This window comes from Promicromonospora thailandica, from assembly GCF_024171955.1.
GTDB classification, from domain to species: Bacteria; Actinomycetota; Actinomycetes; order Actinomycetales; family Cellulomonadaceae; genus Promicromonospora; species Promicromonospora thailandica.
On sequence record NZ_JAMTCS010000004.1, the window covers coordinates 57801 to 82336 of the forward strand.

Consider the following 24536-nt stretch of genomic DNA (forward strand, 5'->3'; position numbering starts at 1 on the left):
GTCCCTCTCAGGTTCGGTTCTCAGATGGAGATCGCACCGGTCGCGAGCGCGACGACGCCGACCACCGCGCCCGCCACGGAGACGACGAAGATCACGAGCTCCCCGGGGCTGAACACCCGCCGGCCCTGCTCGCGGCGGGTCATCGCGAACAGGATCGTCGCGGGCGCGTAGATGACGAACGCGAGCAGCACGAACGTCAGGCCGGCCGCGAACAGCAGGAACGCCGTGTAGAGGACGGCCAGGGCCGCGACCACCAGGTCCCGGGTGGTGTGCGTGTCCTCGGCCGGCCCGCCGCGGCCCGTGGCGAGCTTGAGCGCGTACCCGGCGGCCAGCAGGAACGGGATGAGGGTCAGCGCGCTGGTCAGGTCGAGCGCGAAGGTGAACGCGTCGTCGGACAGCAGCGTCACGAACAGCATCACCTGGATGAGGATCGTGGACATCAGCAGCGCGGCCCGCGGCACGTCGTTGTGGTCGATCTGCGCGAGGAAGCGCGGCATGTCGCGGTCCTTGGCGGCGACGTACAGCACCTCCGACGCCATGAGCGTCCAGGCGAGGTAGGCACCCAGCACCGAGACGATGAGGCCCACGCTGACGAACACCGCACCCCATCCGCCGACGGCGGCCTCCAGCACGCCCGCCATCGACGGCTGGCGCAGCTCCGCGAGCTCCTGCATCGGCAGGATGCCGTAGGACACGATCGTCACGGACGCGAAGATCGAGAGCACCATGAGGAAGCCGAGCACCGTGGCCCGACCGACGTCCTCCCGACGCCGCGCGTGCCGGGAGTAGACGCTGGCGCCCTCCACCCCGAGGAACACGAAGACGGTGGCGAGCATGGTGCCGCGCACCTGCTCGAACAGCGGGCCGGTGAGGCCGTAGCCCCGGAAGTTGTCGGCGAGCACCTGCGTGTCGAGCAGGAACACGGCGATGAGCACGAACGCGATGATCGGCAGCACCTTGGCGACGGTGACGATGCGGTTGATCGCCGTCGCCTCCTTCACGCCGCGGCGCACGAGCAGGTAGAACAGCCACACGCACGCGGTCGAGGCGGCGAACGCGACGAACGTGTCGCCCTCGCCGAGCACCGGGAGCAGGGCGCCCAGCGTCGACATGATGAGGATCCAGTAGGTGACGTTGCCCACGCAGGCGCTGGCCCAGTAGCCGAACGCGGAGAAGAAGCCGAGGTACTCGCCGAACCCGGCCTTCGCGTACGCGTAGACGCCGGAGTCGAGCTCGGGTTTGCGGATCGCGAGGCGCTGGAACACGAACGCGAGCATGAGCATGCCCGTGCCCGCGATGAGCCACGAGATGAGCGCGCCGAACACGCCCGTCTCGCCCGCGAAGCGGCTGGGCAGCGAGAACACTCCCGCGCCAACCATCGAGCCGACGACCATCGCGGTGAGCGTGGCCAGGGTGATCTTGGTGGTGCCGTCGTGCGTGGCGTGCTGCGTGCCGTGGTGCGTCGTGTCGTCCGACTGCATGGCAGGGCCCTTCGAACGGTCGAGCACACCCGGTGCCCGGGTGCGTCCCTTCCCGGCACCCGCGCCCCTCGGGTCTCCGGCCCTCCATTAAGGGCACGCGGCGGACGGTTCGGCAAAAGATGCGGGCGGCGGGGCCGTCGGGCCGCGGTGCGAGAATGGGGTACGTGACCTCCGCCCTCGACACCACCGCGCTGCTCCCGCCGCTGCAGATCGGCCCGCTCACCGTGGCCACGCCCGTCGTGCTCGCGCCCATGGCCGGCGTGACCAACCGCGCGTTCCGCACCCTGTGCCGCGAGGCCGGCCGCTCCACCGGCTTCGACCCGGGCCTGTACGTCGCGGAGATGGTCACGAGCCGCGCGCTCGTGGAGCGCAACACCGAGGCGCTGCGGATCGTCACGTTCGGCGACGACGAGACCCCGCGCTCGGCCCAGGTGTACGGCGTGGACCCGGCCACCGTCGGCGCCGCGGTACGGATCATCGCCGGCGAGGACCGCGCCGACCACGTCGACCTCAACTTCGGCTGCCCCGTGCCCAAGGTGACCCGCAAGGGCGGTGGCGCGGCCCTGCCCTGGAAGCGGCAGCTCTTCACGGACATCGTCCGGGCCGCCGTCGAGGCCGCCGAGCCGTACGGCGTGCCCGTCACGGTCAAGATGCGCAAGGGCATCGACGACGAGCACCTCACCTACCTCGAGGCCGGGCAGATCGCGGAGTCGCTCGGCGTCGCCGCCGTCGCCCTGCACGCCCGGACCGCCGCCCAGCACTACTCGGGCCAGGCGGAGTGGGAGGCCATCGCCCGCCTCAAGGAGGCGGTGCGGACCGTCCCGGTGCTCGGCAACGGCGACATCTGGTCGGCCGAGGACGCCGTGCGCCTGGTCGAGCAGACCGGGGCCGACGGCGTCGTGGTCGGCCGGGGCTGCCAGGGGCGCCCGTGGCTGTTCGCCGACCTCGCGGCCGCCTTCAACGGCTCGGACCTGCGCGTCCGGCCCGGTCTGCGCGAGGTGACCGACACGATCTACCGGCACGGCGAGCTCATGATCGAGTACTTCGACGGCGACGAGGGCAAGGGCATGCGCGACCTGCGCAAGCACATGGCCTGGTACCTCAAGGGGTACGCCGTCGGCGGCGAGAAGCGGCAGGCCCTCGCGCTGGTCAGCACGCTGGCCGAGCTGCGCGAGCGGCTCGACGCGCTCGACCTCGACGCGCCCTACCCGGGCGAGGACGCCGAGGGTCCGCGCGGGCGCGCCGGCTCCCCCAAGACGCCCCACCTGCCCTACGGGTGGCTCGACTCCCGCGACCTGTCCGAGGAGTTCGAGGCGAGGCTGCGCGAGGCCGAGCTCAGCGTCAGCGGCGGCTGAGGGCATCGGCCGGCTCGTCGCCGGGCGGCAGCACGCGGCCCATGATCGACGACGTCATCATGAGGCCGGGCTCGTCACGCGTCGCGGCCGGCTCGCGGTCGCGCAGCAGCGCCGCGCCGTCACGCGCCCACGCGAGGCCGGGCCGGTCGAGCGCCGCCCCGTACAGCGCGTCCAGGTGGTCCGCGTAGCGCTCCGCGAGCAGCACGAGCACCCAGGAGGGCACGTCCGGGTCGGCCAGCACCTGGGCGAGCCGCGGCGGCTTCCACGGGGCGAGCGGCGGCGTGTGCACCTCCCGCAGCTGGGCGTAGCAGTCGAGCAGGCGCAGGCCCTTGACCGGGTGGTGCGCCAGCGCGAACGCGGCGTCGTCGGGGTCGGTGCCGTCGTCCGGGAGCCGGCGCACGTCGCGGAGCGACGGCAGCAGCGCGAACTCGTCCGCGGGCGCCCCGATCCGTTCCTGGAAGCGCAGGTAGGCGTCGATGACGTGCGTGGCGGTGCCCTCCACGACCACGTCCCCGAACAGGTCGAGGAAGGCCCGGTGGTGGTCGGCGACCAGCTCGCGGGCCCGGGCCAGGCGGGCCGGGTTGCGGTAGGCCGGGCACGGCGACGCCGCCAGCAGGCCGACGACGCCCTCCACCACGTTCGCCAGGTCGTCCGGCGGGTAGATGTCCGGCGTGCCCGCGAAGATCCAGCCCGCCCCGACGGGCAGCACCCGTGCCGCCAGCGGCAGGTCCGGGGCGAGGGCCGAGGCGGGGACCTGGGACCGCCCCGTCCAGACCGGGTAGTCGAGGTCGTCCTCCAGGTTGTGCAGCACGGCGTGCTCGTCCACCACGTCGGTCACCAGGAAGAAGCCGTGCACCCCGCCCGACCGCCAGCCGGCCAGCAGGGCACGCTCGGCGTCGTCGACGTCGAGGCCGTCGGGCGCGGCACCGTCGTCCGCCCCGGGCTCGCCGAGCAGGCGGCGCACCAGGGACGGGCCGGGTGGGCCCGCCCACGGACCGTCCGGCGCCGGAGATCCCTCGTGCACCAGCAGGTCCGTGACGCACCCGCGGGTCGCCTCGACGTACCGGCCCGGGTCGAGATCGTCCGGCGGGGGCCCGGCCTCCGCCCGCACGGCGTCGACCAGCCGGTCGAACGCCGCGGCGTTGGCGGGGCGCAGCACGTGCGCGACGAGGCGGTGGACGAGGCGCGTGGCGAGGTCCCGGTGTGTGGTGCGCGGTGGTGGAGTCATGCCGGTAGCATCCGCTATGAACGGCAGCCCTGCTCGGTCAACAGCGACCATCTGTGGATAACTGTTCACCCCGGCTTCGGTTAAATATTGACGTCGATCTCCGGTGTGAAGAGCGCATAGGACGCAAAGTAGACCAAGATCAGCCTTGCACCACCCCCGACTCCAACCCACCTGTCTGACGGAAAGGGACCCACCCACATGGCATCGGAGAAACGCCCACGACGCGTACCGGCCGTCCTGGCCGACACGCGCAGGAACCCGGGCTTCGCCCTGGGCGCCTTCGGGCTCTCGGCCTGGGCCTACATCGGCATGTCGCACACCATCGCCGACTACGAGGGGCCGCGGCTCGGTTACGCCCTCGGCGTCGCCTACGAGGCGCTGGTGATCGGTCTGGCCTGGGAGGGCCGGCGGCGCGCGGACCGCGCGCTGGAGACCGGCCGCCCCGTCTCCGGGCACGTGCGCTGGCTCGGTGGCGCCATCGTCGTCGGCATCCTCTCCGGCGCGCTCGCCGCCTGGCACGGCTGGCTGCTCGGCGAGGGCATCTTCGCGATCTCCCGCGCCGTCGCGCCCGTGCTCGCCGCCGTCGCCGTGCACCTCTTCTTCCAGTCGGCCTCCAGCGCGCGGGACCTCGACCGGCAGGCCGAGATCCACAACGACCGGCAGACCGCGGTGCTGGACATGCTCGACGCGGTGCGCCTCGCGCAGATCGCGCCCCCGGAGGAGCGCGCGGCGCGCATCGCCGACGTGAACGCCGCCGTGGGCCGCGTCCACCGGCACGTGCCGGCGGACGTCACCGCCGAGGTGACCCGACCCCACCTGGAGTCGGAGCGCACGATCCGCGACGTGGTCCAGGAGGCCGCCGCGCTGGCGGGCGAGTGGATGCCGTCGGGCCGCGAGCAGGAGGAGCGGGCGCGGCAGGGTCGGGAGCAGCAGGGTCTGGAGCAGCACCAGGTGCCGCTCCTGCCGGAGCCCGTGGAGGCGGAGGCGCTGCTGCTGGAGGCCGCCGAGCCGGAGCCCGAGCCGCAGCCGGAACCAGAGCCGGAGCCCGCCGAGGAGGCCGTGGCCGAGGTCACCGCACCCGACGTCACCGCACCCGAGGTCACCGAGACCGCCGGTGCCGCTCCCATGGTCGCCGAGCGCGTGCGCCTCGCGGCCAAGTACGCGCCCGTGACGCCGGAGCCGGCGCGGAGCACCGTCGTCGACGAGCCCGCCGACGGCCCGGCCCAGCCGCTCACCACCGCGCAGATCAGTGAGATCCGCGTGCTGCGGTGGGCGCAGACGCTCAGCGTCGAGGAGGTCGCCGCGCGGGTGGGCGTCTCCGTGGCCTCGGTGAAGCGGTACGCCCCGAGCACGGACCCGACCACCGAGACGGGCTCGCTCATGGCGGTGTCGTCCGCCTCCTGAACGGCCGACGGCCCGGCCCCGCGCGTCGCGACGCGCGGGGCCGGGCCGTCGGGATATCAGCCGAAGTTGACGCCCTGGGCCAGCGGCAGCTCCGTCGAGTAGTTCACGGTGTTCGTCGCGCGGCGCATGTACTGCTTCCACGCGTCCGAGCCGGACTCGCGCCCGCCGCCCGTCGACTTCTCGCCACCGAACGCGCCGCCGATCTCGGCGCCCGAGGTGCCGATGTTCACGTTCACGATGCCGCAGTCCGAGCCGACCTCGGAGAGGAAGGTCTCGGCCTCGCGCACGTCCAGCGTGAAGATGGACGACGACAGGCCCTGCGGCACGTCGTTGTGCACGGCGATCGCCTCGGCCAGGTCCGAGTAGGTCAGCACGTACAGGATCGGCGCGAACGTCTCCCGCTTGACCACGTCGGCCTGCTCCGGCATGCGCACGATCGCCGGGTGCACGTACGCGGCGTCCTCGGCGCCCGGCACCGTCACGGCCGTGCCGCCCACCACGAGCTCGCCGCCCGCGGCGACCGCCTCGTCGATCGCGGCCAGCATGCGGTCCCGCGCGTCCGCGTCCACCAGCGGGCCCACCAGGGTGCCCTCGGTGCGCGGGTCGCCCACGGGCAGTCCGGTGTAGACCTTGGCGAGCCGCCCCACGACCTCGTCCACGATCGACTCGTGCACGATGAGGCGGCGCAGCGACGTGCAGCGTTGGCCCGCCGTACCCGCCGCGGCGAAGACCGCGCCGCGCACGGCGAGGTCCAGGTCGGCCGACGGCGCGACGATCGCGCCGTTGTTGCCGCCCAGCTCCAGCAGGTACCGGCCGCCGCGCGCGGCGACGACGGGCGCGACCTGCTGGCCCATGCGCTCCGAGCCGGTCGCGGAGACCAGCGCGACGCGCGCGTCGGCCACGAGGGCCTCGCCCGCCTCGCGGTCGCCGAGCAGCAGCTGCGAGACGCCCGCCGGGAAGCCGGCCTCCGCCAGCGCACGGTCGAGCAGCGCGGACGCGCCCACGGCCGACAGCAGCGTCTTCTCGCTCGGCTTCCACACCACGGTGTCGCCGCAGACCAGCGCGACGGCGGTGTTCCACGACCAGACGGCCACGGGGAAGTTGAAGGCGCTGATCACCCCGACCACGCCCATCGGGTGCCACGTCTCCATGAGCCGGTGGCCCGGCCGCTCGGACGGCATGGTGCGCCCGCCGACCTGCCGCGACAGCCCCACGGCGTAGTCGCAGATGTCGATCATCTCCTGGACCTCGCCCAGGGCCTCGCTGGTGATCTTGCCCGCCTCGAGGGTCACGAGCTCGGCCAGGTCCGCCTTGTGCTCGGTGAGCAGCTCGCCCAGGCGCTTGACCACCTGGCCGCGCACGGGGGCGGGCACGGAGCGCCAGGTGCGGAACGCCTCGGCGGCCCGCCCGACGGCGGCCTCCGCCTCGGCGGTGCCGTCGCGCCGGAGCTCCAGCAGCGGCTGCCCGGACAGCGGCGACACGACGGGCAGGCCGGTCCCTGCGGGCACATCGGCGCCCAGCCGCTCCAGGGCGGCGAGCGCGGCGTCGCGCAGCTCGGTCGTCAGCGGGGTGGTGGTCGTGGTGCTCATCGCATGGCTCCTGTGGTGGTGGTGAGGGTGGCCGGGTCGACGCCGAGGGTCTCGGCGGCGGCGGCGAGCGACCTGTCCACCTGGTCGGCGTACAGGTCGAACGGGTCGTCGAGGTCGCGGCCGAGGGCGCCCGCCATCCAGTCGGCGTCCCGGTCGGTGGCCTCCTGGGTGGCGTCCTTGGCGCCGTCGGAGGTGAGGTTGGACTGGAAGATGCCGGCCGCCGAGCGCGGCAGGAAGTCCTCGTAGACGATCGGCTCGCGACGCACCGTCCCGGTGGCGGAGTCCGCCTCGTAGGTGAACCAGCCCAGCCCCTGCTCGGCGAGCGCCGCCTCGGTCGTCGGGAAGGTGCGGGCCCAGACGGACCGGGCGATCTCCTGGCGCCGCTCCTCGGTGAACCCGGGGTCGTCGGCGCGGGCCGCCGCGGCGGCCTCGTCGATCTCGACGACGGCCGCGTCGTAGGCGGCCCGGCCCTCCCGCGTGAGGGCGATGCCGCGGGCCTCGACCTCGCCGAACCGGACCCGCAGGGCGTCGCGCACGATCTCGCCGTCGGGCGTGCGGAACGTGCGCGGCTCCGCGAGCGCCCGGAACGAGGTCTGCCGCAGCAGCACGTCCGGACCCTCCCAGCGGGGCGGGCCCTGGATCGCGTCGATCATCGTGATGCCGCGCGCCTCCATGCGGGCGTACAGGTCGTCGATGTCCAGCACGCGGGGCGTGAGGTGGTTGATGTGCGTCGAGGCGATGCCGCCGATGTCGGCCGCCACCGCGCTGACCGCCTCCAGCTCGCGGTACCAGGCCTGGTCCACGGGCTCGCGGGACAGCTCGAAGGCCTCGGTGGCCAGCCGCAGGAACTCGGTCGCCTGCTCCTCGGGCAGGCCGCCCTCGGCCTCGGCACGGTCGGCGAGCGCGAGCAGCTCCGGGCCGAACAGCGTGCGCGCGGCGAGGAAGCTCTCCAGGCGGCGCTCCAGGTCGGCGGTGAAGAACCGGCGGTCCGCGGTGACCAGCATCGAGGTGAACACGCGGAACGGGTTGCGGGCCAGCTCGTCGCGGTCGACCGGCCGGAACGCCGTCGAGATCACGGGCACGGAGCTGGAGGACGCGTCGCGCAGGTCGTAGAACCCGACCGGCCGCATGCCCATGGCGCCGAACACCCGCGCGACCTGCGCCATCTCGGTGGGCGTTCCCACGCGGATCGCCCCGTGCCGCTCCGCGGTCACGCGCGCGATCGAGCCCAGCCGCTCGGCGTCGGCGCCGTGCCGCGCCACGAAGTCGGCGTTGACCTCGTGCGACACGTCCAGCAGCGTCGTGTACGCGGGCACCTCCGTGCCGTACATGTCCGAGAGGCTGCGCGCGAAGGCGGCCCGCAGCTGCCAGGGCTCGAGGAACGTGGACATCAGGCTCTCCTGTCCGTCAGATGATGTTCGACTCGGGGCCTCGTCGCCCCGTGCCGGTCGAGGTGCCGGCGAACCGGTCGGCGTCGAAGCCCGACACGTCGATGCGTGGCGTGCGGCCCGCGTACAGGTCGCGCACCACCTCGCCGACGGCGGGCGCCTGGAGGAACCCGTGCCCCGAGAAGCCGGCCGCGTACAGCACCCGGCCCGGGACGCCGGTGGCCTCGCCGATGAGGGCGTTGCGGTCCGGCGTCATCTCGTAGAGGCCGGCCCAGCCGCGCGCCACGGGCACGTCGGCCAGCTCCGGGGCGCAGGCCCCGGCCGCGCCGCGCAGCAGCGGCAGCCAGGACGGGTCGTAGGTGCGCTCGAACGCGACCGGCGTGGCCGGGTCGGCGATGCCGAGCAGCAGGCCGTCGGGGTCGGCGTTGTGGAAGTAGAAGGTGGTGCCGTAGTCGATGGTGAACGGCACGCGGCGGGGTGCGGGGTCGAGCGCCGGGGTGAAGCCGATCTGCCGGCGGTACGGGTCCACGGGCAGGTCGAGGCCCGCCTTGGCCGCCACGTCGCGGGTCCAGGCCCCGGCGCACAGGACGACGGCGTCCGTCCGCACCCGGCCCTGGTCCGTCCAGACCGCGACGAGCCGGTCGTCGCGCGACTCGAACCCGGTGGCGGTGACGTGCGTGCGCACCCGGGCGCCGTGCCGCTCAGCCCCGGCCGCGTAGCCCTCGACGACGGCCAGCGGGTACGCGAAGCCGTCGCGCGCGGCGTAGGCGGCCCCGGCGTAGCGGTCGACGTCGACGTACGGGTTGAGCCGCCGGACCTCGTCGGCGCCGAGCATGCGGCTGGCCACACCGCGCTCGTTCTGCATGGCCACCGACTCCTCGAACAGCGCGACGTCGGCGGCGTCGGGGAGCAGGAACAGGTAGCCGGGCTGCTGCAGGCCGATGTCCGCGCCCGGCCGCTGCGCGAAGTCCTCGTAGAGCTCCAGGCTGCGGTTGCCGAGGTCCACGTTGGCGGGGTCGGAGAACTGCGCCCGCACTCCCCCGATGGGCTTGCCGGAGCTGCCGGACGCCAGCTCCTCGGCCTCCAGGAGCAGCACGTCCACGCCGTCCTCGGCGAGGTGGAAGGCGACGGAGGCGCCCATCGCCCCGCCCCCGACGACGACCACCTCGGCGCGCGCGGGGAGGGGTCCCCGCCGGTCCACGGGGCGCGGCGCTGACGTCATGCACGCATGATGCCACGCTCTCCGGCCGGATCCGATCCACACCGGAATTCTTCCTGGAGATCAGGCCTTCGACGACGCGCGGCAGTCCGCGCAGGTGCCCCAGAGCTCGATCGTGTGCTCGATGTCGTCGAAGCCCTGCGCGGCCGCCACCTTCGACGCCCAGGCCTCGACCGTGGGGCCGTCGATCTCGACGGTCCGGCCGCACTGCCGGCACACCAGGTGGTGGTGGTGCTCGCGGCGCGCGCACCGGCGGTACAGGCTCTCGCCGTCCTCGGCGCGCAGGACGTCGACCTCGCTCGCCTCCGCGAGCGCCTGCAGCGCCCGGTACACGGTGGCGAGACCCACGGACTCGCCGCGGGCGCGCAGCGTCTCGTGGAGCTGCTGGGCGGAGCGGAAGTCGGCGAGCTCGTCGAGAGCCTCGACGACGGCCGTCCGCTGGCGGGTCATGCGTGCTGCGGCCATCAGCGGCACTCCTTTGCGGCGGCCACCGCACGTTCCGTGGCGGCGGCGGGAAGGTCGACGTCGTCGGGCAGGTCGGGATGGGGGTCGTGCGCGGGGCTCCGCCGGGTCACCAGCGGGGCCACGACGGACACCACCGCGTAGACCGCGATGGCGAGGACGACGATAGTCGCACCGGGCGAGACGTTGTGCCAGTAGGTGATGGACAGCCCGGTCACGCAGACCACGACGCCGACGACGCACGCCGTGAGCATGGTGCGCCCGAACGCGTGGGTGACCTGCTGGGCCACGGCGACGGGCACGATCATGAGCGCGCTGACCAGCAGCAGGCCCACGACGCGCATGGCGACGGTGACGGTGAGCGCCGAGACGACGGCGACCACGACGTTCAGCGCCCAGACGGGCAGCCCGGAGGCGACGGCGAACTCCTCGTCGTGGCTCACCGAGAACAGCGCGTGGCGCAGGCCGACGCCGATGGTCAGGACCACCGCCGAGAGCACGACGGTGAGCCAGAGGTCGGCGTCGGACACCGTGGAGATGGAGCCGAAGAGGTACTGCATGAGGTTGCCGGCGGAACCGCCGGCGATGCCGATGAGCAGCACGCCGCCCGCGATGCCGCCGTAGAACATGATGGCGAGCGCGAGGTCGCCGGAGGTACGGCCGCGGCGGCGCACGACCTCGATCAGCACGGAGCCGACGACGGCGGCGAGCACGGCGCCGGGGATCGCGAGGGCGTCGTTCGGCGTCAGGCCCATGCCCGCGCCGACGAGCCAGCCCAGGGCGACGCCGGTCAGGGCCACGTGCCCGATGCCGTCGCCGAGCAGGGACAGCTTGCGCTGCACGAGGTAGGTGCCGACGACGGGCGCGGTGACGCCCACGAGGAGCGCGGCGAGCAGCGCCCGCTGCATGAACGGGTCGGTGAGCATGAGGGTGATCACGGGCGGACCTCCAGGTCGAGGGCCCTGGCCTGCTCGCCGAGGGTGTTGTCGTCGGCGTGCGGGTGCTGGTGGCGGTGGCCGGCGCGGTCGTGGTCGCGCCGGGCCTGGGGCGGGGTGCCGTCGTGCACGACCTTGCCGTGCCCGAGCACGACGGCGCGCGTGACGAGCGGTTCGAGCTCGCCGAGCTCGTGCAGCACGACGAGCACCGTGAGGCCGCCGTCCACGAGCCGCCGCATGGTGGTCGCGAACGCCTCCTGGCTGGCGACGTCGACGCCGGCCACGGGCTCGTCGAGGATGAGCAGGTCGGGCTCGCGGACCAGGGCGCGGGCGATGAGGATGCGCTGCTGCTGGCCGCCCGAGAGGAGGTGCACGGGGTCGTGCACCCGGTCGGCGAGGCCCACCTGGGTCAGCGCGGCGGCCACGCGGTCGCGCCAGCCGCGCGGCAGGGCCAGGCGGCGCCCGTGCAGCAGGCCCGAGGCGACCACCTCCTGCGCGGTCGACGGGATGCCGCCGCCCGCGTTCGCCCGCTGCGGCACGTAGCCGATCCGGCTCCGGTCCACGGTCGTGCGCCGGCCGGCGGTCAGGGGTTCGCCGAGCAGCCGGACGGTGCCCTGCGTCGGCGGGTTGATGCCGACCAGGGTCTTGACCAGCGTGGACTTGCCCGAGCCGTTGGCGCCGAGCAGCGCGACCACCTCGCCCGGCTCGACGATCAGGTCGACGCCGCGCAGGATGTGGCTGGCTCCGGCCCGGAAGTGCAGGTCCCGGGCCTCGATGACGGGTTCGCGGGTCTCTGTCATGCGCAGACCAGCCCTTCCTCCAGGGCCGCGAGGTTGGCCCGCATCACCGACACGTAGTCCTCACCGGCGGCCGTGGCCTCCTCGGACAGTCCCTCCAGGGGGTCGAGCACCGCGGTCCGCACGCCGAGGTCGGCGGCGAGGGTCTCGGTGACCCTGGGGCTGACCAGCGTCTCCGAGAACAGGGTCGCGACGCCGTTCGCCTCGACGACGTCGCGGATCTCGCGCAGGCGGGCCGGCGACGGCTCCGCCTCGGGGTCCAGCTCGGAGATGCCGACCTGCTCCAGCGCGTACCGGTCGGCGAGGTAGCCGAACGCGGTGTGGCTCGTCACGAGGGTCGCGCCCTGGCACGCGGCGAGACCGTCGGCCATCTCCTGGTCCAGGTCGTCGAGCTGCTCGCCGAGGCGCAGTGCGCCGGCCGCGTACTCGTCGGCGTGCTCGGGGTCGACCTCGGCCAGCTCGTCGGCCACGGCCTGCCCGACGGCCGCGAGCCGGCTCGGGTCGAGCCAGAAGTGCGGGTCGGCGGCGCCGTGGCCGTGGCCGTCGTCCTCGGTCCCCGCGTCCTCGTCCGTGTGCTCGTCCGCGTGCTCGGCGTGCTCCGCCTCGGTCTCGCCCTCGTGCCCCTCCTCGGCGCCGGAGTGCTCGACCAGCTCGGCGGCGTCCGCGGCGTCGACCACGTGCTCGGGTGCGCGGGACTCGACGCCCTCGTCGACGGCGGCCTGGAAGCCCGACAGGTAGACGACGAGGTCGGCCGTGCCGATCTCGCGGACCTGCACCGGGGACAGCTCGAGGTCGTGGGGCTCCGCGGCGGGCGGCGTGAGATTGTCCACGGTGACGAGGTCACCGCCGACCTGCTGGGCGACGTACTGGAGCGGGTAGAACGAGGCGAGCACGGTGACGCCGTCCGATCCTCCGCCGGAGGTCCCGGAGCCCTGCGCCGAGCAGCCCGCGAGCGTGGCCGCGCCGGCGAGGACGAGGCTGGTCAGGGCGGCGCCGGCGGCGCGGGGGGATCTCATGAGAACGATTCTCACGCGTGGTGAGAACGGTTGTCAAAGGTCGGCCGGGAGAGGTCGGTCACGCGGAGGAGGAGTCCGGGTATTCGTCAAGGCCTTGACCGGGCCGGACGGTAGGCTTGGCGGACATCGTCACCACCCGTTCCCCTGGAGAGACCCCCGTGTCCGACAAGTCAGTGCGCTCTGCGCAGACCGCCAAGCTCGACGCCGTCGTCTCGCTCGCGAAGCGACGAGGTTTCGTCTTCCCGTCGGGTGAGATCTACGGTGGAACGCGTTCGGCGTGGGACTACGGCCCCCTCGGCGTGGAGCTCAAGGAGAACATCAAGCGCCAGTGGTGGCGTGCGATGGTCACGAGCCGCGACGACATCGTCGGCCTGGACTCGTCGGTCATCCTGCCGCGCCAGGTCTGGGTCGCCTCCGGCCACGTCGGCGTGTTCACCGACCCGCTCACCGAGTGCCTCTCGTGCCACAAGCGGTTCCGCGAGGACCAGATGATCGAGGAGTTCGAGGAGAAGAAGGGCCGCGCCCCCGAGGGCGGCCTCGCCGAGATCGTCTGCGCCAACTGCGGCACCCGCGGCCAGTGGACCGAGCCGCGCGACTTCAACATGATGCTGAAGACGTACCTCGGCCCGGTCGAGGACGAGTCCGGCCTGCACTACCTGCGCCCGGAGACCGCGCAGGGCATCTTCGTGAACTTCGCGAACGTCGCCGCCGCGGCGCGCAAGAAGCCGCCGTTCGGCATCGGCCAGATCGGCAAGTCGTTCCGCAACGAGATCACGCCGGGCAACTTCATCTTCCGCACGCGCGAGTTCGAGCAGATGGAGATGGAGTTCTTCGTCAAGCCGGGCGAGGACGAGGAGTGGCACCAGTACTGGATCGACTACCGCACCAACTGGTACACGGACCTCGGCATCTCCGCGGACAACCTGCGCCACTACGAGCACCCGAAGGAGAAGCTGTCGCACTACTCGACCCGCACCGTGGACATCGAGTACCGCTTCGGTTTCCAGGGCAGCGAGTGGGGCGAGCTCGAGGGCATCGCGAACCGTACGGACTTCGACCTGAAGACCCACACGGAGAGCTCGGGCAAGGACCTGGCCTACCGCGACCCGGTGACGAACGAGAAGTACTTCCCGTACGTCATCGAGCCGGCCGCGGGCCTGACCCGCTCCCTCATGGCGTTCCTCGTGGAGGCCTACGCCGAGGACGAGGCGCCGAACACCAAGGGCGGCGTGGACAAGCGCACGGTGCTGCGCCTCGACCCGCGCCTGGCCCCGGTCAAGGCCGCGGTGCTGCCGCTGTCCAAGACGGCGGACCTGCTGCCGACGTCGGAGAAGCTGTCCGCGGAGCTGCGCAAGTACTGGAACGTCGACTACGACGTGACGCAGGCGATCGGCAAGCGGTACCGCCGGCAGGACGAGATCGGCACGCCGTTCTGCATCACGGTCGACTTCGAGACCCTCGAGGACCAGGCCGTGACCATCCGGCACCGCGACACCATGCAGCAGGAGCGCGTCGCGCTGGACAAGGTCGTCGGCTACCTCGCCGGTCACCTCGTCGGCGCCTGACGCTCCCGCCTCACCCGCCGCGCGTGTCCTGCGCCTGCTCCCGCAGCAGCCGCAGGACGCGCGCGGCGTCCTTGTCGCCGGTCTCGATCTCGTGCAGCGGCTGCACGCGCAGGGGTGCGTGCTCCCCCACGACGAGTACGGCACGGCCCGCGTCCTCGCGCGGCGCGAACCGCACCAGGAAGGTGCGCAGCCAGTACTCCAGGAAGAACTTCCCGTCCGTGCCGCGCTCCACGAGCCGGGCGACGCCCTCCGCGCTGCGCGCCCCGCTCAGCGGGAACGACTCGCCCAGCGGCGTGACCTCCGCCGCGCCCGTCCGCAGCAGCCCGACGAGCCAGTCGACGCCGTCCGGCCCGTCGGGCAGCGCGAGGTCGACCTCCCGGGGCAGTGCGACCGGCGCACCGAGGAGGACGGCGGCCGCCAGCCCCTCGAACCGGTAGCCGACGTCGACGAGGCCCTCCATGAGCGAGACGGTCATGCTCAGGCTGTCCACCGCGCCCGTGTCCCCCGCCTGCGCGGTGACCGCCCGGCGCACGTCGTCGTCGAGCTGCTCGAGCTCGACCCGCACCTGCTTGCCCGCCGCGGCCAGCAGTCGCGACAGCATGTCCCACGACGGCGACCGTGCCCCGGTCTCGATCCCCGCCACCGTGGCGCGGGAGACCCCGGCCCGGAAGGCCAGCACCGCCTGGGTGAGCCCCGCTGCGTACCGAGCGGACCGGACGAGCCTCGCCACGTCGACCGCGGCGCCCCGCCCGGCCGCGTCACCACCCGCGTCGCCCCACCCGGCCGGGACGTCTCGCCCGGTCACCGCACCCTGCCCGCTCGCCACCTGCTGGATGTCCGCACCACCTCATCCTGCGCGGCCCGGCGTCCCGCCGCGAAGGCACCGGCAGGGCCTGTGGACAACTGTGCACGGCGGGGAGAGCCGCCTCTCCGAGGACAGGTTGCTCTGAGTAGACACGGTCTACTCAGAGCAACACACGCGCGCGAAGAAGGCTCTCCCCGGAGGTCTCGCAGGTTCCCTGGGTTCACCCGGGTGAAGGCGGGGGTGACGGAGTCACGATCGGCGTCGTCGCGGCTCTGGAACTCCGTAGGCGCAACAGCGTCTGCGCAGATCACGTACCCAACAGATCCAGTACCCGAGAGGTTCGACCACCACATGATCCGCCGAAGCATCATCGCGCTCGTGAGCGTCCTGGCGCTCGCCCTGACGGCGTCCGCCCCCGCGTACGCCGCCCCGGCCTACAGCACCAACGTCACGCTCGACGCCAAGCCCGAGCCGGTCGCCAAGAACAAGACCGTCACCCTGAAGGGCACCCTCAAGTACAACCGGAACGGCACCGTGCTGCCGATGGGCGCGAAGGTCCTCACCGTGCACTTCGACCCGGCCGGAGCCGACGGCTCCCGCAAGGTCGGCACGGTCCGGACCACCAGCAAGGGCGCCTACACGTACACCGCCAAGGCGACGCGCTCCGGCAAGTGGACCGTCAAGTACACGAGCCCGACGGGGGCATACAAGGCGGACTCCGCCGCCGACGCCGTCTGCGTCTACCCGAACGGCAGGTGGCAGTGCCCCGTCTCGTCCACCAACCCCGACCTCGACTGCTCGGACATCCGCCGCACCGTCTGGGTGGGCACGAACGACTACCACCGGCTGGACGCCGACAAGGACGGCTGGGGCTGCGACTCCTACTCCGGCCGCTGACGAACCCGACGGCCGGACCCGTACCGAGCATGCCTGACGCTGTGAAATGCTTAGGCAATGCTTACCTCACCCACGGCCGCTCCCGCGGGACGCCGTGAGGGTGCGGAGGCCGTGGCTCGCCGCGCCCGCCACCGGACGCTCGCGGTGCTCACGGCCCTGGCCGCGCTGCTGCTGGTCGTCCTCGCGAGCCTCGCGCTCGGCGTCCGCGACATCGACCCGGTCGAGGTCTGGCGGGCGCTGACGGCGCCGGTCGCCGGCTTCGTGGACCACGACGTGGTGCTCGACCAGCGGCTGCCGCGCACCGTCGTCGGCCTGGCGGCCGGGGTCGCGCTCGGGACCGCGGGCACCCTGATCCAGGGGGTCACCCGCAACCCGATCGCCGACCCCGGCCTGCTCGGCCTCAACTCCGGCGCGTCGCTCGCCGTCGTCTGCGCGGTCTGGATCTTCGGCGTCACGTCGCCGATCGGCTACGTCTGGTTCGCCTTCGTGGGCGCCGCGGCGGCCGCCGCCATCGTCTTCTCGGTGGGCCGCGGCCAGCCGGTGCGGCTCGCGCTGGTCGGCGCCGCCGTGACCGCGCTCATCACACCGCTCATCACCCTCGTCCTGCTGCGCGACCAGCAGGCGTTCAACCTGTACCGCTTCTGGTCGGTCGGCTCGCTGACCGGCCGGGGCCTGGACACGGTCGCGATGCTGTGGCCGTTCGTGCTGGTCGGCGTGGTCCTCGCCGCCGCGCTCGCGCACCGGCTCAACATGCTGGCGCTCGGCGACGACGTCGCCACGGCCCTGGGGCAGCGCGTCGGCACCACGCGCGCCCTCGCCGCCGTGGCCATCGTGCTCCTGGCCGGCACCGCGACGTCGCTCGCCGGGCCCGTCGCCCTGGTCGGGCTCGTGGTGCCGCACGCCGCGCGGCGCCTGGTCGGCACGGACTACCGCTGGATCATGGCGATCGGCGCCCTGCTCGGCCCGGTCATGCTGCTGACCGCCGACGTGCTCGGGCGGCTCGTGCTGCCCCGCTCCGAGCTCGAGGCCGGCGTGGTCGCCGCGCTGCTCGGCGCCCCGGTGCTGGTCGCCGTCGCACGCGGCCGGAACGTGGCGGGAGCCTGATGGCCGGCGACCTGCGCACCTCCGCCCTGCGCACGACCGTCGCCGGCCTGCGCGCCACGCGACGCCGCCGCCAGGTCCTCGTCCTGACCGGCATGGTGCTCGTGGTGCTCGTCGCGGGCACCGGCGCCCTCCTGATGGGTGCGGCCGGCCTGACCCCGGGCCAGGCGATCGCGGGCGCCGTCGGCCTCGGCGACAAGGGTGACGTCTTCGTCGTCCAGAAGCTGCGCCTGCCCCGCGTCGAGGCCGCCGTCGTGGTCGGCGCCGCGTTCGGCCTCGCGGGCGCGCTGTTCCAGTCGACGCTGCGCAACCCGCTCGCCTCCCCCGACATCCTGGGCATCTCCACGGGCGCCAGCCTCGGCGCCGTGACGGGCACGCTCGTGCTGGGCCTCAGCGGCGTCGCGCTGTCCGGGCTGGCGTTCACCGGCGCGGGCACCATCGCGCTCCTGATCTGGGTGCTCGCCTGGCGCAAGGGGCTGCACTCGATCCGGTTCGTGCTGGTGGGCGTCGGCCTGGCCTACCTGTGCGCGTCCCTCATCGCGTGGATCATGGCCCGGTCGCAGGAGCAGGAGGCGGCCGCCGTCCTGACCTGGACCGTCGGCTCCGTGTCCGACATCCGCGGCGAGCAGCTCGCGCTCGTCGCCGCGGGCACGCTCGTGCTGGCGGTCGCCGTCGCGGTCGTGGCCCGGACGCAGGGCCCGCTCGCCCTCGGCGACGACAACGCGCGCGCCCTCGGCGTCCACGTCGACGCCGCGCGCGTCGGCGCCCTGCTGCTCGCCGTCGCGCTCGTCGCGCTCGCCACCAGTGCCGGCGGCCCGATCGCCTTCGTCGCGCTGGTCGCGCCCGCCATCGCCCGCCGCCTCGTGAACGACGGCGGCGCCGCGCTCGCCGCGTCCGCCGCCACGGGTGCCGCGCTCACCCTGGTGGCCGACGTCGTCGGACAGCACGGGCTGCTCGGCGTCGCGGCCCCCGTCGGGATCGTCACGGGGCTCGTGGGCGCCCCCTACCTGCTGTGGCTGCTCGCCACGACCGAGAAGAGGAGCCGATGACCAACCTGCGCGCCGAGGGGCTGAGCCTCGGCTATGACGGACTCAAGGTCATCGAGGGCCTCGACCTGACGCTGCCCGACGGCAAGATCACCGCCGTCGTCGGCCCGAACGCCTGCGGCAAGTCGACGCTGCTGCGCGGGCTGGCCCGCCTGCACCCCATCGACGGCGGGCGCGTCACGCTCGGCGGCACCGACATCACCGCGATGCCCCGCAAGGAGCTGGCGCGCAAGGTCGCCATGCTGCCGCAGTCGTCGATCGCGCCCGACGGCGTACGCGTCGCCGAGCTGGTCGCGCGCGGCCGCTACCCGCACCAGGGCTGGTTCGGCCGCCACTCCTCGGACGACGACGCCGTGGTCGCCACCGCGCTGGAGTCCACCGGCGTGGCCGAGCTCGCGGACCGCCCCGTCGCAGAGCTGTCGGGCGGCCAGCGGCAGCGGGTCTGGATCGCGATGGTGCTGGCCCAGCAGACCGACATCGTGCTGCTCGACGAGCCCACCACCTTCCTCGACGTGCGCCACCAGCTCGACCTGCTGGACCTGCTCACGGAGCTCAACCGCGACCGCGGCACCACCGTCGCGATGGTGCTGCACGAGCTGAACCTCGCCGCCCGGTACGCGGACCACCTGGTGGTGATGTCCGCCGGGCGGATCGTCGCCGAGGGCGCACCGTCGGCGGTGCTCACCCAGGAGGTGGTCGACGAGGCGTTCGGTTTGCGCGCCCAGGTGGTGCCCGACCCGGTGGCGGGAACCCCGCTCGTGGTGCCCGTGGGCCGGTTCCACGCGGGCGCGTGAACCTCACCCCGTGGGGTTCCTCACTCCGGATCCGGGCCAATTCCGAAACATCGTCGTGACCAAATGTGGTTAGGGTTACCTCATCTCGACCGGTGACCGCCGGTCCCCTGACGAACACCGGGAGTAACAGTGCGCCCTCGCCGTTCCCTCGCAGCGGCCGTCGGCCTTGCCGCCGCGTCCGCCCTCGCCCTGTCGGGCTGTGCCTCCGAGGCCCCCGCCGCGGACGACGCGACGCCGTCCGCCGCCGCCTCGGGTGCCACCGACGAGTTCCCGCTGACCATCGAGCACGCGCTCGGCGAGACCGTCATCGAGGAGGCGCCGGAGCGCGTGGCCACGTGGGGCTGGGGCTCCACCGAGGCCGCGATCGCGGCGGGCGTGTTCCCGGTCGCCGTCGCCGAGCAGACGTGGACCGTCGGCGAGGGCAACCTGCTGCCGTGGGTCGAGGAGGCCTACGACGAGGCCGGTGTCGAGCACCCCACCGTGCTGACCGACGCCGAGGCCGGCGCGACCGTGCCCTACGAGGAGTTCGCCGCCGCCGAGCCGGACGTCATCATCGCCACGTACTCGGGCCTCACGCAGGAGCAGTACGACCTGCTGAGCGAGATCGCCCCGACGGTCGCCTACCCGGAGACGCCCTGGCAGACGCCGTGGGACGAGATCATCACCGCCACGGACGACGCCCTGGGCCGCAGCGCCGCCGGCGAGGAGAAGGTCGAGGAGATCAACGCCTACCTGGCCGAGCAGGCCGAGGCGCACCCCGAGTTCGCGGGCAAGACGGTCGCGGCGATCGTCGACTCCCCGGCCGAGGGCCTGATCTACGTCTACCGTGCCGCCGACCCGCGCGCCGGGTTCCTCGAGGGCCTGGGCTTCGAGACGGCCCCCGCCGTGGAGGAGCTCGCGCCGGACGACGGCGAGTTCTTCTACACGCTGTCGTACGAGGAGCTCGACAAGCTCGAGTCCGACGTGGTCGTGGCCTACACGTACACCGAGGAGGAGGCCGCGGCCCTGCCCGAGAAGAAGGAGCTGCAGGCGCTGCCCGCCGTCAAGGCCGGCATGGTGGTGCAGCAGGTCGGCACCGTCGCGGTCTCCGCGGTCTCGCCCCCGACGGCGCTGTCGGTCCAGTACCCCGAGGGCATGCCGAAGCTGATCGAAGCCCTGTCGGACACCCTGACCAACTAACCACCCCGCCGAAGTAGAACTGTGGCGAGATAGAACTGTGGCGAAGTAGAACCTCAGCCGGGTTCTGCTTCGCCACAGTTCTATCTCGCCACAGTTCTACTTCGCCACAGTTCTACTTCGCGGTGGGCTTGTCGAGGGCGCCGCCGTAGCGGCGGTCGCGCTTCGCGTACTCCTCCACGGCGTCCCAGAGGTGCCGACGGTCGACGTCCGGCCACGGCTCGTCCAGGAACACCATCTCGGCGTACGCCGCCTGCCACAGCATGAAGTTCGACGTGCGCTGCTCGCCGGACGAGCGCAGGAACAGGTCCACGTCGGGCACGTCCGGCAGGTACAGGTACTTCTGCACCGTCTTCTCCGTGATGCGGCGGGGGTCGAGCCGACCTGCCGCGGCGTCGGCCGCCATCGCCGCCGCCGCGTCGGCCAGCTCGGCCCGGCTGCCGTAGTTCACGCACATCGTCAGCGTGCACAGGTCGTTGTCCTTGGTGCGCTCCTCGGCCTCCAGCAGCACGTCGATCACCGACTTCCACAGCTTCGGACGACGGCCGGCCCAGCGGATCCGCACACCCCACGAGGCCATGAGGTCGCACTGGCGCCGCATCACGTCCTGCGTGAAGTTCATGAGGAAGCGGACCTCCTCGGGCGACCGCTTCCAGTTCTCGGTGCTGAACGCGTACGCGGAGATGTACTCGACCCCGACCTCGACGGCACCCGCCACGACGTCGAGCAGCGAGTTCTCCCCCGCCTTGTGCCCCTCGACGCGGGGCAGGCCGCGGGCGTTGGCCCAGCGCCCGTTGCCGTCCATCACCACGGCCACGTGCCGGGGCAGGAACTCCCGCGGGATCCGGGGCGCGACCCGGCCGGACGGGTGCGGGAACGGCGCCACCAGCTCCCGCCGCGTACCCCGGGCCATCAGCGCTCCACCATCTTCAACGATCGCAACGTTCTCTCCAGGTAGTACTGCCCGTAGGCGGCGACGATGCCGCTCGCCTCCTTGCGGTGCCGCGCGTCCGACGCGTCGGCGGTCGCCCAGTCGCCCGCGAGCAGCGAGGACAGCAGGGCAAAGGTCTCGGGTGCGGGCGCCGTGGACCCCGGCGGACGGCAGCGGGAGCAGACCGCGCCGCCCTGCGCCACGTTGAACGCGTGGTGCGGGCCCGGCTCGCCGCAGCGTGCGCAGTCCTCGAACGACGGCGCCCACCCCGCCACCGCGAGCGCCCGCAGCAGGTAGGAGTCGAGCACCAGGCCGGCGTCATGGTGCCGCTCCGACAGGGCGCGCAGCGCGCCGGCCAGGAGCCAGTACTGCTGCACCGCCGGCTCGTGCTCCTGCGCGACCAGCCGGTCGGCGGCCTCGAGCATCACGGTCCCGGCCGTGTACAGGGTGTAGTCCTCGCAGATGCGGCGGGCGTAGGCGCCGATGGTCTCGACCTGGGTCACGGTGTCGAGGCCCATGCCCGGGCGGGGGCTGCGACCGGTGTGGAGCTGCACGTCGACGCCCATGAACGGCTCGAGCCGGGCGCCGAACTTGGACGACGTGCGTCGCACGCCCTTGCCCACGCCACGCACCTTGCCATGCTCGCGGGTCAGGAACGTCACGATGCGGTCCGCCTCGCCCAGCTTTTGGGTGCGCAGCACGATCGCGTCGTCTCGGTACAGGGGCACGGTGCCATTCTGCCCCCAGTCACCGACACTCCCCGACGCCGCGGCCGCGGGCGCGTCAGCGCTCGACGAACCGCGTGCCGTCCGGCGTGAGCTCCGGCTCCCACACGAACCGGTGGATCACGTGCTTCTCGAGGACCCAGCGCACGCCGAGCGCGACCGAGCCCCAGACCACGAAGAGCAGCAGCGTCTGCAGGAAGTTGATGCTGATCCGGTCGAAGCCGCTGATCGCGAGGGTGGGGATGAGGAACATCAGGCCCAGGAACGCGGGCAGCAGCTGGATGCCGACCCACTGGATGACGGACAGCATGTCGACCCGGCGGTCGGCGACCACGCCGTGGTAGTCCATCACGTTGACCACGTGGTCGGCGCGCCACCGGGCGACGTGCCGGGCGACGGTCCACTGGGCGTCGCGGGCCTCGAGGGCCGCGCTGCCGCTGGGCAGCCAGATGCCCAGCACCTTGTGGATCTCGGCGGGGGTCAGGTACCCCTTGTCGAGGATCGTGAGGCTGTGCACCGGCGGCTGCCGGGTGTTGGTCGGCAGCACCAGGGCGGCGAGGAACAGCAGGATGCCGCCGGTGCCGAGCAGGCCGACGAGCGCGTCCGGGAGCCATGGCAGGAGCAGGGTCGCGGTGGCGAACGCCAGGGCGCCGAGCAGCGCGCAGATGATGCGGTTCTTCATGGTCATGGTGTGCCCGATCCTACCGGCGCGCCGTCGCCACCATGGGCGATACGTCCCGTTCGTAACCGATCCGCAGCCAGGCACAGCCGGGCCCAGCCGGGCTCAGCCCGTCATGAGGCGGGGCCACACCGCGACCGCCGTGCCCACCACGGGGGCCGCGATCATGATGCCGGTGACGACCACGGGCAGCGGGTGGACGCCGCGCAGCCGGCGTACGACCACCGCGTCGCCGTGCAGGCGCGTGACCACCACGGCCACGACGGCCAGGCCCAGCGCGGCCAGCCCGTTCTCCCAGGAGACCCCGAGCAGCGCGCCCCAGCTCCCGGCGATCACGATGCTCGCCACCACGAGCACCGCCTCCCAGACGTCGTGCCAGACCTGGCCGGGGCGCCGGCCCCGCAGCCAGAGGGCGACGTCGCGCACCACCACCGCCCCGGCGAGGGCGACCACCAGGGGGTACGCCACGCGGAACAGGTCGCCCGCGGCCCGCGGGAACGCGAGCACCAGCACGAGCACGGCCGCGACGAGGGACGCCTCACCGGGCAGCCGCAGCGGCCGGACGGCGTCCAGCACGACGCCGCGCCGCGCCGGCGAGCGCCGGCGGTCGCTGCCGTCCTTGCCGCGCTCGTGCAGCAGGGTCGCGCCGACGCCCTGGACCGCCCCGTCGAGCACCACCCACGCGACCAGCAGGACCGTCAGCAGAACGCCCCACACGACCGCGCTCATGCGGCGCCCACCAGGGCACGAGGTTCCGTGACGTCCACACCGGAAAGCCTACGTAGCAGTCCGGGCTTCGTCGACGTCGCGGCCGCCGCCGACGTCCGTGCAGTCGATCACTGCGGCGTCGTGGGCCCGCAGGTACGGGCCGGCGCCGGTGTCGCCGGCCACCGACCGGGCCACGGCGGCCCAGTGTGCGCGACCCAGCAGCACCGGGTGGCCGGGCGCGCCGTCGTACGCGGCGCGGGCGAGCACGCCGCGGGCGGTCCGGGCGTCCGGGGCGGCGGCCAGCACGCGGCGGACGGCGTCCGCGCGCAGGCCGGGCAGGTCCACGAGGGTGACGACGGCGACGTCGGCGCGAGTCTCGGCCGCTGCCGTCAGGCCTGTGCGCAGGGAGGCCGCGACGCCGCTCGCCCAGTCCGCGGCGACGACGGGCCGTGCACCCTCGGGCACCAGCGCCCGCGCCAGGTCGGCGTCCGCCCCGAGCACGACCACCACCTCGGCGCACCCGCCGTCGTGCAGCGTGCGGCAGGCGAGGTGCACCCACGGCACGCCGCCCGCGTCGCGGGCCAGGGCCTTGGGCCCGCCGAACCGGCGGCCGGCGCCTGCGGCCAGCACGATGCCGAGGGCCGTCACGGGCACCACGCGTCAGTACCGGGTGTGGGCCGGGTGCTCCCGCCACAGGTCGAACGGCACGCCCGCCCCGGGGATGCGGTGCCCGACGACGGGGCTGGGCCAGGTCGAGCGGTCGCGCTCCAGCAGGTCGTAGAACTCGCGGTCGTCGAAGCCGGCGCGCTCGGCGTCGTGCCGGTCCGCTGCGAACACGACGCGGTCCACGCGGGCCCACAGCGCCGCGGACAGGCACAGCGGGCACGGCTCGCACGAGGCGTAGAGCGTGGTCCCCGCCAGGGAGAAGGTATCCAGGGCACGGCAGGCGGCCCGGATGGTGACCACCTCGGCGTGCGCCGTGGGGTCGAGGTCGCGCGTCACCCGGTTGCCGCCGGCGGCCACCTCCTGCCCCGCGCGCACGACGACGGCCCCGAAGGGGCCACCGCCGTCGGCCACGTTGCGGCCGGCCACCTCGACGGCGCGGGCGAGCCAGGCCTCGTCGTCCGGGCCGACGCCGGTACGGGACCGGACGCCGGTACGGGACCGGACGCCGGGTGTGTCGGTGGGGCTGATCATCCTTCGATGCTCGCACCGCCGCGTTTCACCGGCGTTCC

24 protein-coding genes are annotated in these 24536 nt (G+C 73.4%); 8 read left to right on the forward strand and 16 right to left on the reverse strand.

Annotated features, from left to right (window positions below):
• Nucleotides 1–20: 20 nt before the first annotated feature.
• Nucleotides 21–1481 carry a basic amino acid/polyamine antiporter gene (locus tag APR03_RS07390; RefSeq protein ID WP_253834213.1) on the reverse strand — a complete coding sequence of 487 codons (1461 nt, stop codon included), beginning with the start codon at nt 1479–1481 and terminating at the stop codon, nt 21–23.
• A 155-nt stretch (nt 1482–1636) separates the two neighbouring features.
• Between APR03_RS07390 and dusB the strand changes: the two genes are divergently transcribed.
• The gene (dusB, locus tag APR03_RS07395) at nt 1637–2836 is read left to right on the forward strand and encodes a tRNA dihydrouridine synthase DusB (RefSeq protein ID WP_253834214.1); all 1200 of its coding nucleotides are present in this window, start codon (nt 1637–1639) and stop codon (nt 2834–2836) included.
• Here dusB and APR03_RS07400 read toward each other — a convergent pair.
• Entirely contained in the window at nt 2823–4064 is a 1242-nt protein-coding gene (locus APR03_RS07400) for a hypothetical protein (protein WP_253834216.1), read from the reverse strand. The two genes, dusB and APR03_RS07400, sit on opposite strands and share 14 nt — an antisense overlap.
• 198 nt (nt 4065–4262) lie before the next feature.
• On the opposite strand from APR03_RS07400, the gene APR03_RS07405 reads away from it, so the two are divergent.
• Nucleotides 4263–5468 (forward strand): hypothetical protein, encoded by a 1206-nt coding sequence (locus tag APR03_RS07405; protein WP_253834218.1) that lies wholly within the window; start codon nt 4263–4265, stop codon nt 5466–5468.
• Between the two features lie 56 nt (nt 5469–5524).
• Here the strand turns inward: APR03_RS07405 and amaB are convergent, their stop codons facing one another.
• From amaB to APR03_RS07440, 7 genes are read right to left on the reverse strand one after another with little or no spacing between them, the layout of a single operon-like run.
• Nucleotides 5525–7057, reverse strand: a complete 1533-nt coding sequence (amaB, locus tag APR03_RS07410; RefSeq protein WP_253834220.1) for an L-piperidine-6-carboxylate dehydrogenase — start codon at nt 7055–7057, stop codon at nt 5525–5527.
• Nucleotides 7054–8448 carry a 2-oxoadipate dioxygenase/decarboxylase gene (gene hglS / locus APR03_RS07415; RefSeq protein ID WP_253834222.1) on the reverse strand — a complete coding sequence of 465 codons (1395 nt, stop codon included), beginning with the start codon at nt 8446–8448 and terminating at the stop codon, nt 7054–7056. Before hglS ends, amaB begins: the two co-directional genes overlap by 4 nt.
• Nucleotides 8449–8464: 16 nt before the next feature.
• Complete coding sequence (locus APR03_RS07420) at nt 8465–9667, reverse strand: NAD(P)/FAD-dependent oxidoreductase (RefSeq protein WP_253834223.1); 1203 nt, start codon at nt 9665–9667, stop codon at nt 8465–8467.
• A gap of 60 nt (nt 9668–9727) precedes the next feature.
• Nucleotides 9728–10129, reverse strand: a complete 402-nt coding sequence (locus tag APR03_RS07425) for a Fur family transcriptional regulator (protein WP_253834224.1) — start codon at nt 10127–10129, stop codon at nt 9728–9730.
• Nucleotides 10129–11052, reverse strand: a complete 924-nt coding sequence (locus APR03_RS07430; protein WP_253834758.1) for a metal ABC transporter permease — start codon at nt 11050–11052, stop codon at nt 10129–10131. The genes APR03_RS07425 and APR03_RS07430 overlap by 1 nt, the downstream gene beginning before the upstream one ends.
• A gap of 8 nt (nt 11053–11060) precedes the next feature.
• Nucleotides 11061–11861 (reverse strand): metal ABC transporter ATP-binding protein, encoded by an 801-nt coding sequence (locus APR03_RS07435; RefSeq protein ID WP_253834226.1) that lies wholly within the window; start codon nt 11859–11861, stop codon nt 11061–11063.
• Nucleotides 11858–12874, reverse strand: coding sequence for a metal ABC transporter substrate-binding protein (locus APR03_RS07440; RefSeq protein WP_253834233.1), 1017 nt, complete (start codon nt 12872–12874; stop codon nt 11858–11860). The genes APR03_RS07435 and APR03_RS07440 overlap by 4 nt, the downstream gene beginning before the upstream one ends.
• Nucleotides 12875–13032: 158 nt before the next feature.
• Between APR03_RS07440 and APR03_RS07445 the strand changes: the two genes are divergently transcribed.
• Nucleotides 13033–14439 carry a glycine--tRNA ligase gene (locus tag APR03_RS07445; protein ID WP_253834234.1) on the forward strand — a complete coding sequence of 469 codons (1407 nt, stop codon included), beginning with the start codon at nt 13033–13035 and terminating at the stop codon, nt 14437–14439.
• Nucleotides 14440–14449: 10 nt separating this feature from the next.
• Here the strand turns inward: APR03_RS07445 and APR03_RS07450 are convergent, their stop codons facing one another.
• Nucleotides 14450–15244 carry a helix-turn-helix domain-containing protein gene (locus APR03_RS07450; RefSeq protein ID WP_253834235.1) on the reverse strand — a complete coding sequence of 265 codons (795 nt, stop codon included), beginning with the start codon at nt 15242–15244 and terminating at the stop codon, nt 14450–14452.
• A 351-nt stretch (nt 15245–15595) separates the two neighbouring features.
• Between APR03_RS07450 and APR03_RS07455 the strand changes: the two genes are divergently transcribed.
• The 5 genes from APR03_RS07455 to APR03_RS07475 all read left to right on the forward strand — a co-directional run bounded on the left by APR03_RS07455 (nt 15596) and on the right by APR03_RS07475 (nt 20261).
• Nucleotides 15596–16141: a hypothetical protein gene (locus APR03_RS07455; protein ID WP_253834236.1), complete on the forward strand. Its 546-nt coding sequence runs from the start codon at nt 15596–15598 to the stop codon at nt 16139–16141.
• A gap of 57 nt (nt 16142–16198) precedes the next feature.
• Nucleotides 16199–17245 (forward strand): FecCD family ABC transporter permease, encoded by a 1047-nt coding sequence (locus APR03_RS07460; protein WP_253834238.1) that lies wholly within the window; start codon nt 16199–16201, stop codon nt 17243–17245.
• Nucleotides 17245–18291, forward strand: a complete 1047-nt coding sequence (locus APR03_RS07465; RefSeq protein WP_253834240.1) for a FecCD family ABC transporter permease — start codon at nt 17245–17247, stop codon at nt 18289–18291. Before APR03_RS07460 ends, APR03_RS07465 begins: the two co-directional genes overlap by 1 nt.
• Nucleotides 18288–19082 (forward strand): ABC transporter ATP-binding protein, encoded by a 795-nt coding sequence (locus APR03_RS07470; RefSeq protein WP_253834242.1) that lies wholly within the window; start codon nt 18288–18290, stop codon nt 19080–19082. Before APR03_RS07465 ends, APR03_RS07470 begins: the two co-directional genes overlap by 4 nt.
• 129 nt (nt 19083–19211) lie before the next feature.
• Nucleotides 19212–20261: an iron-siderophore ABC transporter substrate-binding protein gene (locus APR03_RS07475; protein WP_253834244.1), complete on the forward strand. Its 1050-nt coding sequence runs from the start codon at nt 19212–19214 to the stop codon at nt 20259–20261.
• A 112-nt stretch (nt 20262–20373) separates the two neighbouring features.
• Here APR03_RS07475 and APR03_RS07480 read toward each other — a convergent pair whose 3' ends face one another.
• The 6 genes from APR03_RS07480 to APR03_RS07505 form a co-directional block, all read right to left on the reverse strand.
• Entirely contained in the window at nt 20374–21171 is a 798-nt protein-coding gene (locus tag APR03_RS07480) for an isoprenyl transferase (protein ID WP_253834246.1), read from the reverse strand.
• A complete protein-coding gene (recO, locus tag APR03_RS07485; protein WP_253834255.1) occupies nt 21171–21917 on the reverse strand; it encodes a DNA repair protein RecO in 747 nt (248 codons plus the stop codon). Before recO ends, APR03_RS07480 begins: the two co-directional genes overlap by 1 nt.
• A gap of 55 nt (nt 21918–21972) precedes the next feature.
• Nucleotides 21973–22602, reverse strand: a complete 630-nt coding sequence (locus tag APR03_RS07490) for a hypothetical protein (protein ID WP_253834256.1) — start codon at nt 22600–22602, stop codon at nt 21973–21975.
• 96 nt (nt 22603–22698) lie between these two features.
• The gene (locus APR03_RS07495; protein WP_253834258.1) at nt 22699–23322 is read right to left on the reverse strand and encodes a cytochrome d ubiquinol oxidase subunit II; all 624 of its coding nucleotides are present in this window, start codon (nt 23320–23322) and stop codon (nt 22699–22701) included.
• 48 nt (nt 23323–23370) lie between these two features.
• The gene (locus tag APR03_RS07500) at nt 23371–23955 is read right to left on the reverse strand and encodes a nucleotidyltransferase family protein (RefSeq protein ID WP_308216455.1); all 585 of its coding nucleotides are present in this window, start codon (nt 23953–23955) and stop codon (nt 23371–23373) included.
• A gap of 6 nt (nt 23956–23961) precedes the next feature.
• Nucleotides 23962–24498: a nucleoside deaminase gene (locus tag APR03_RS07505; RefSeq protein WP_253834260.1), complete on the reverse strand. Its 537-nt coding sequence runs from the start codon at nt 24496–24498 to the stop codon at nt 23962–23964.
• Nucleotides 24499–24536 lie beyond the last annotated feature (38 nt).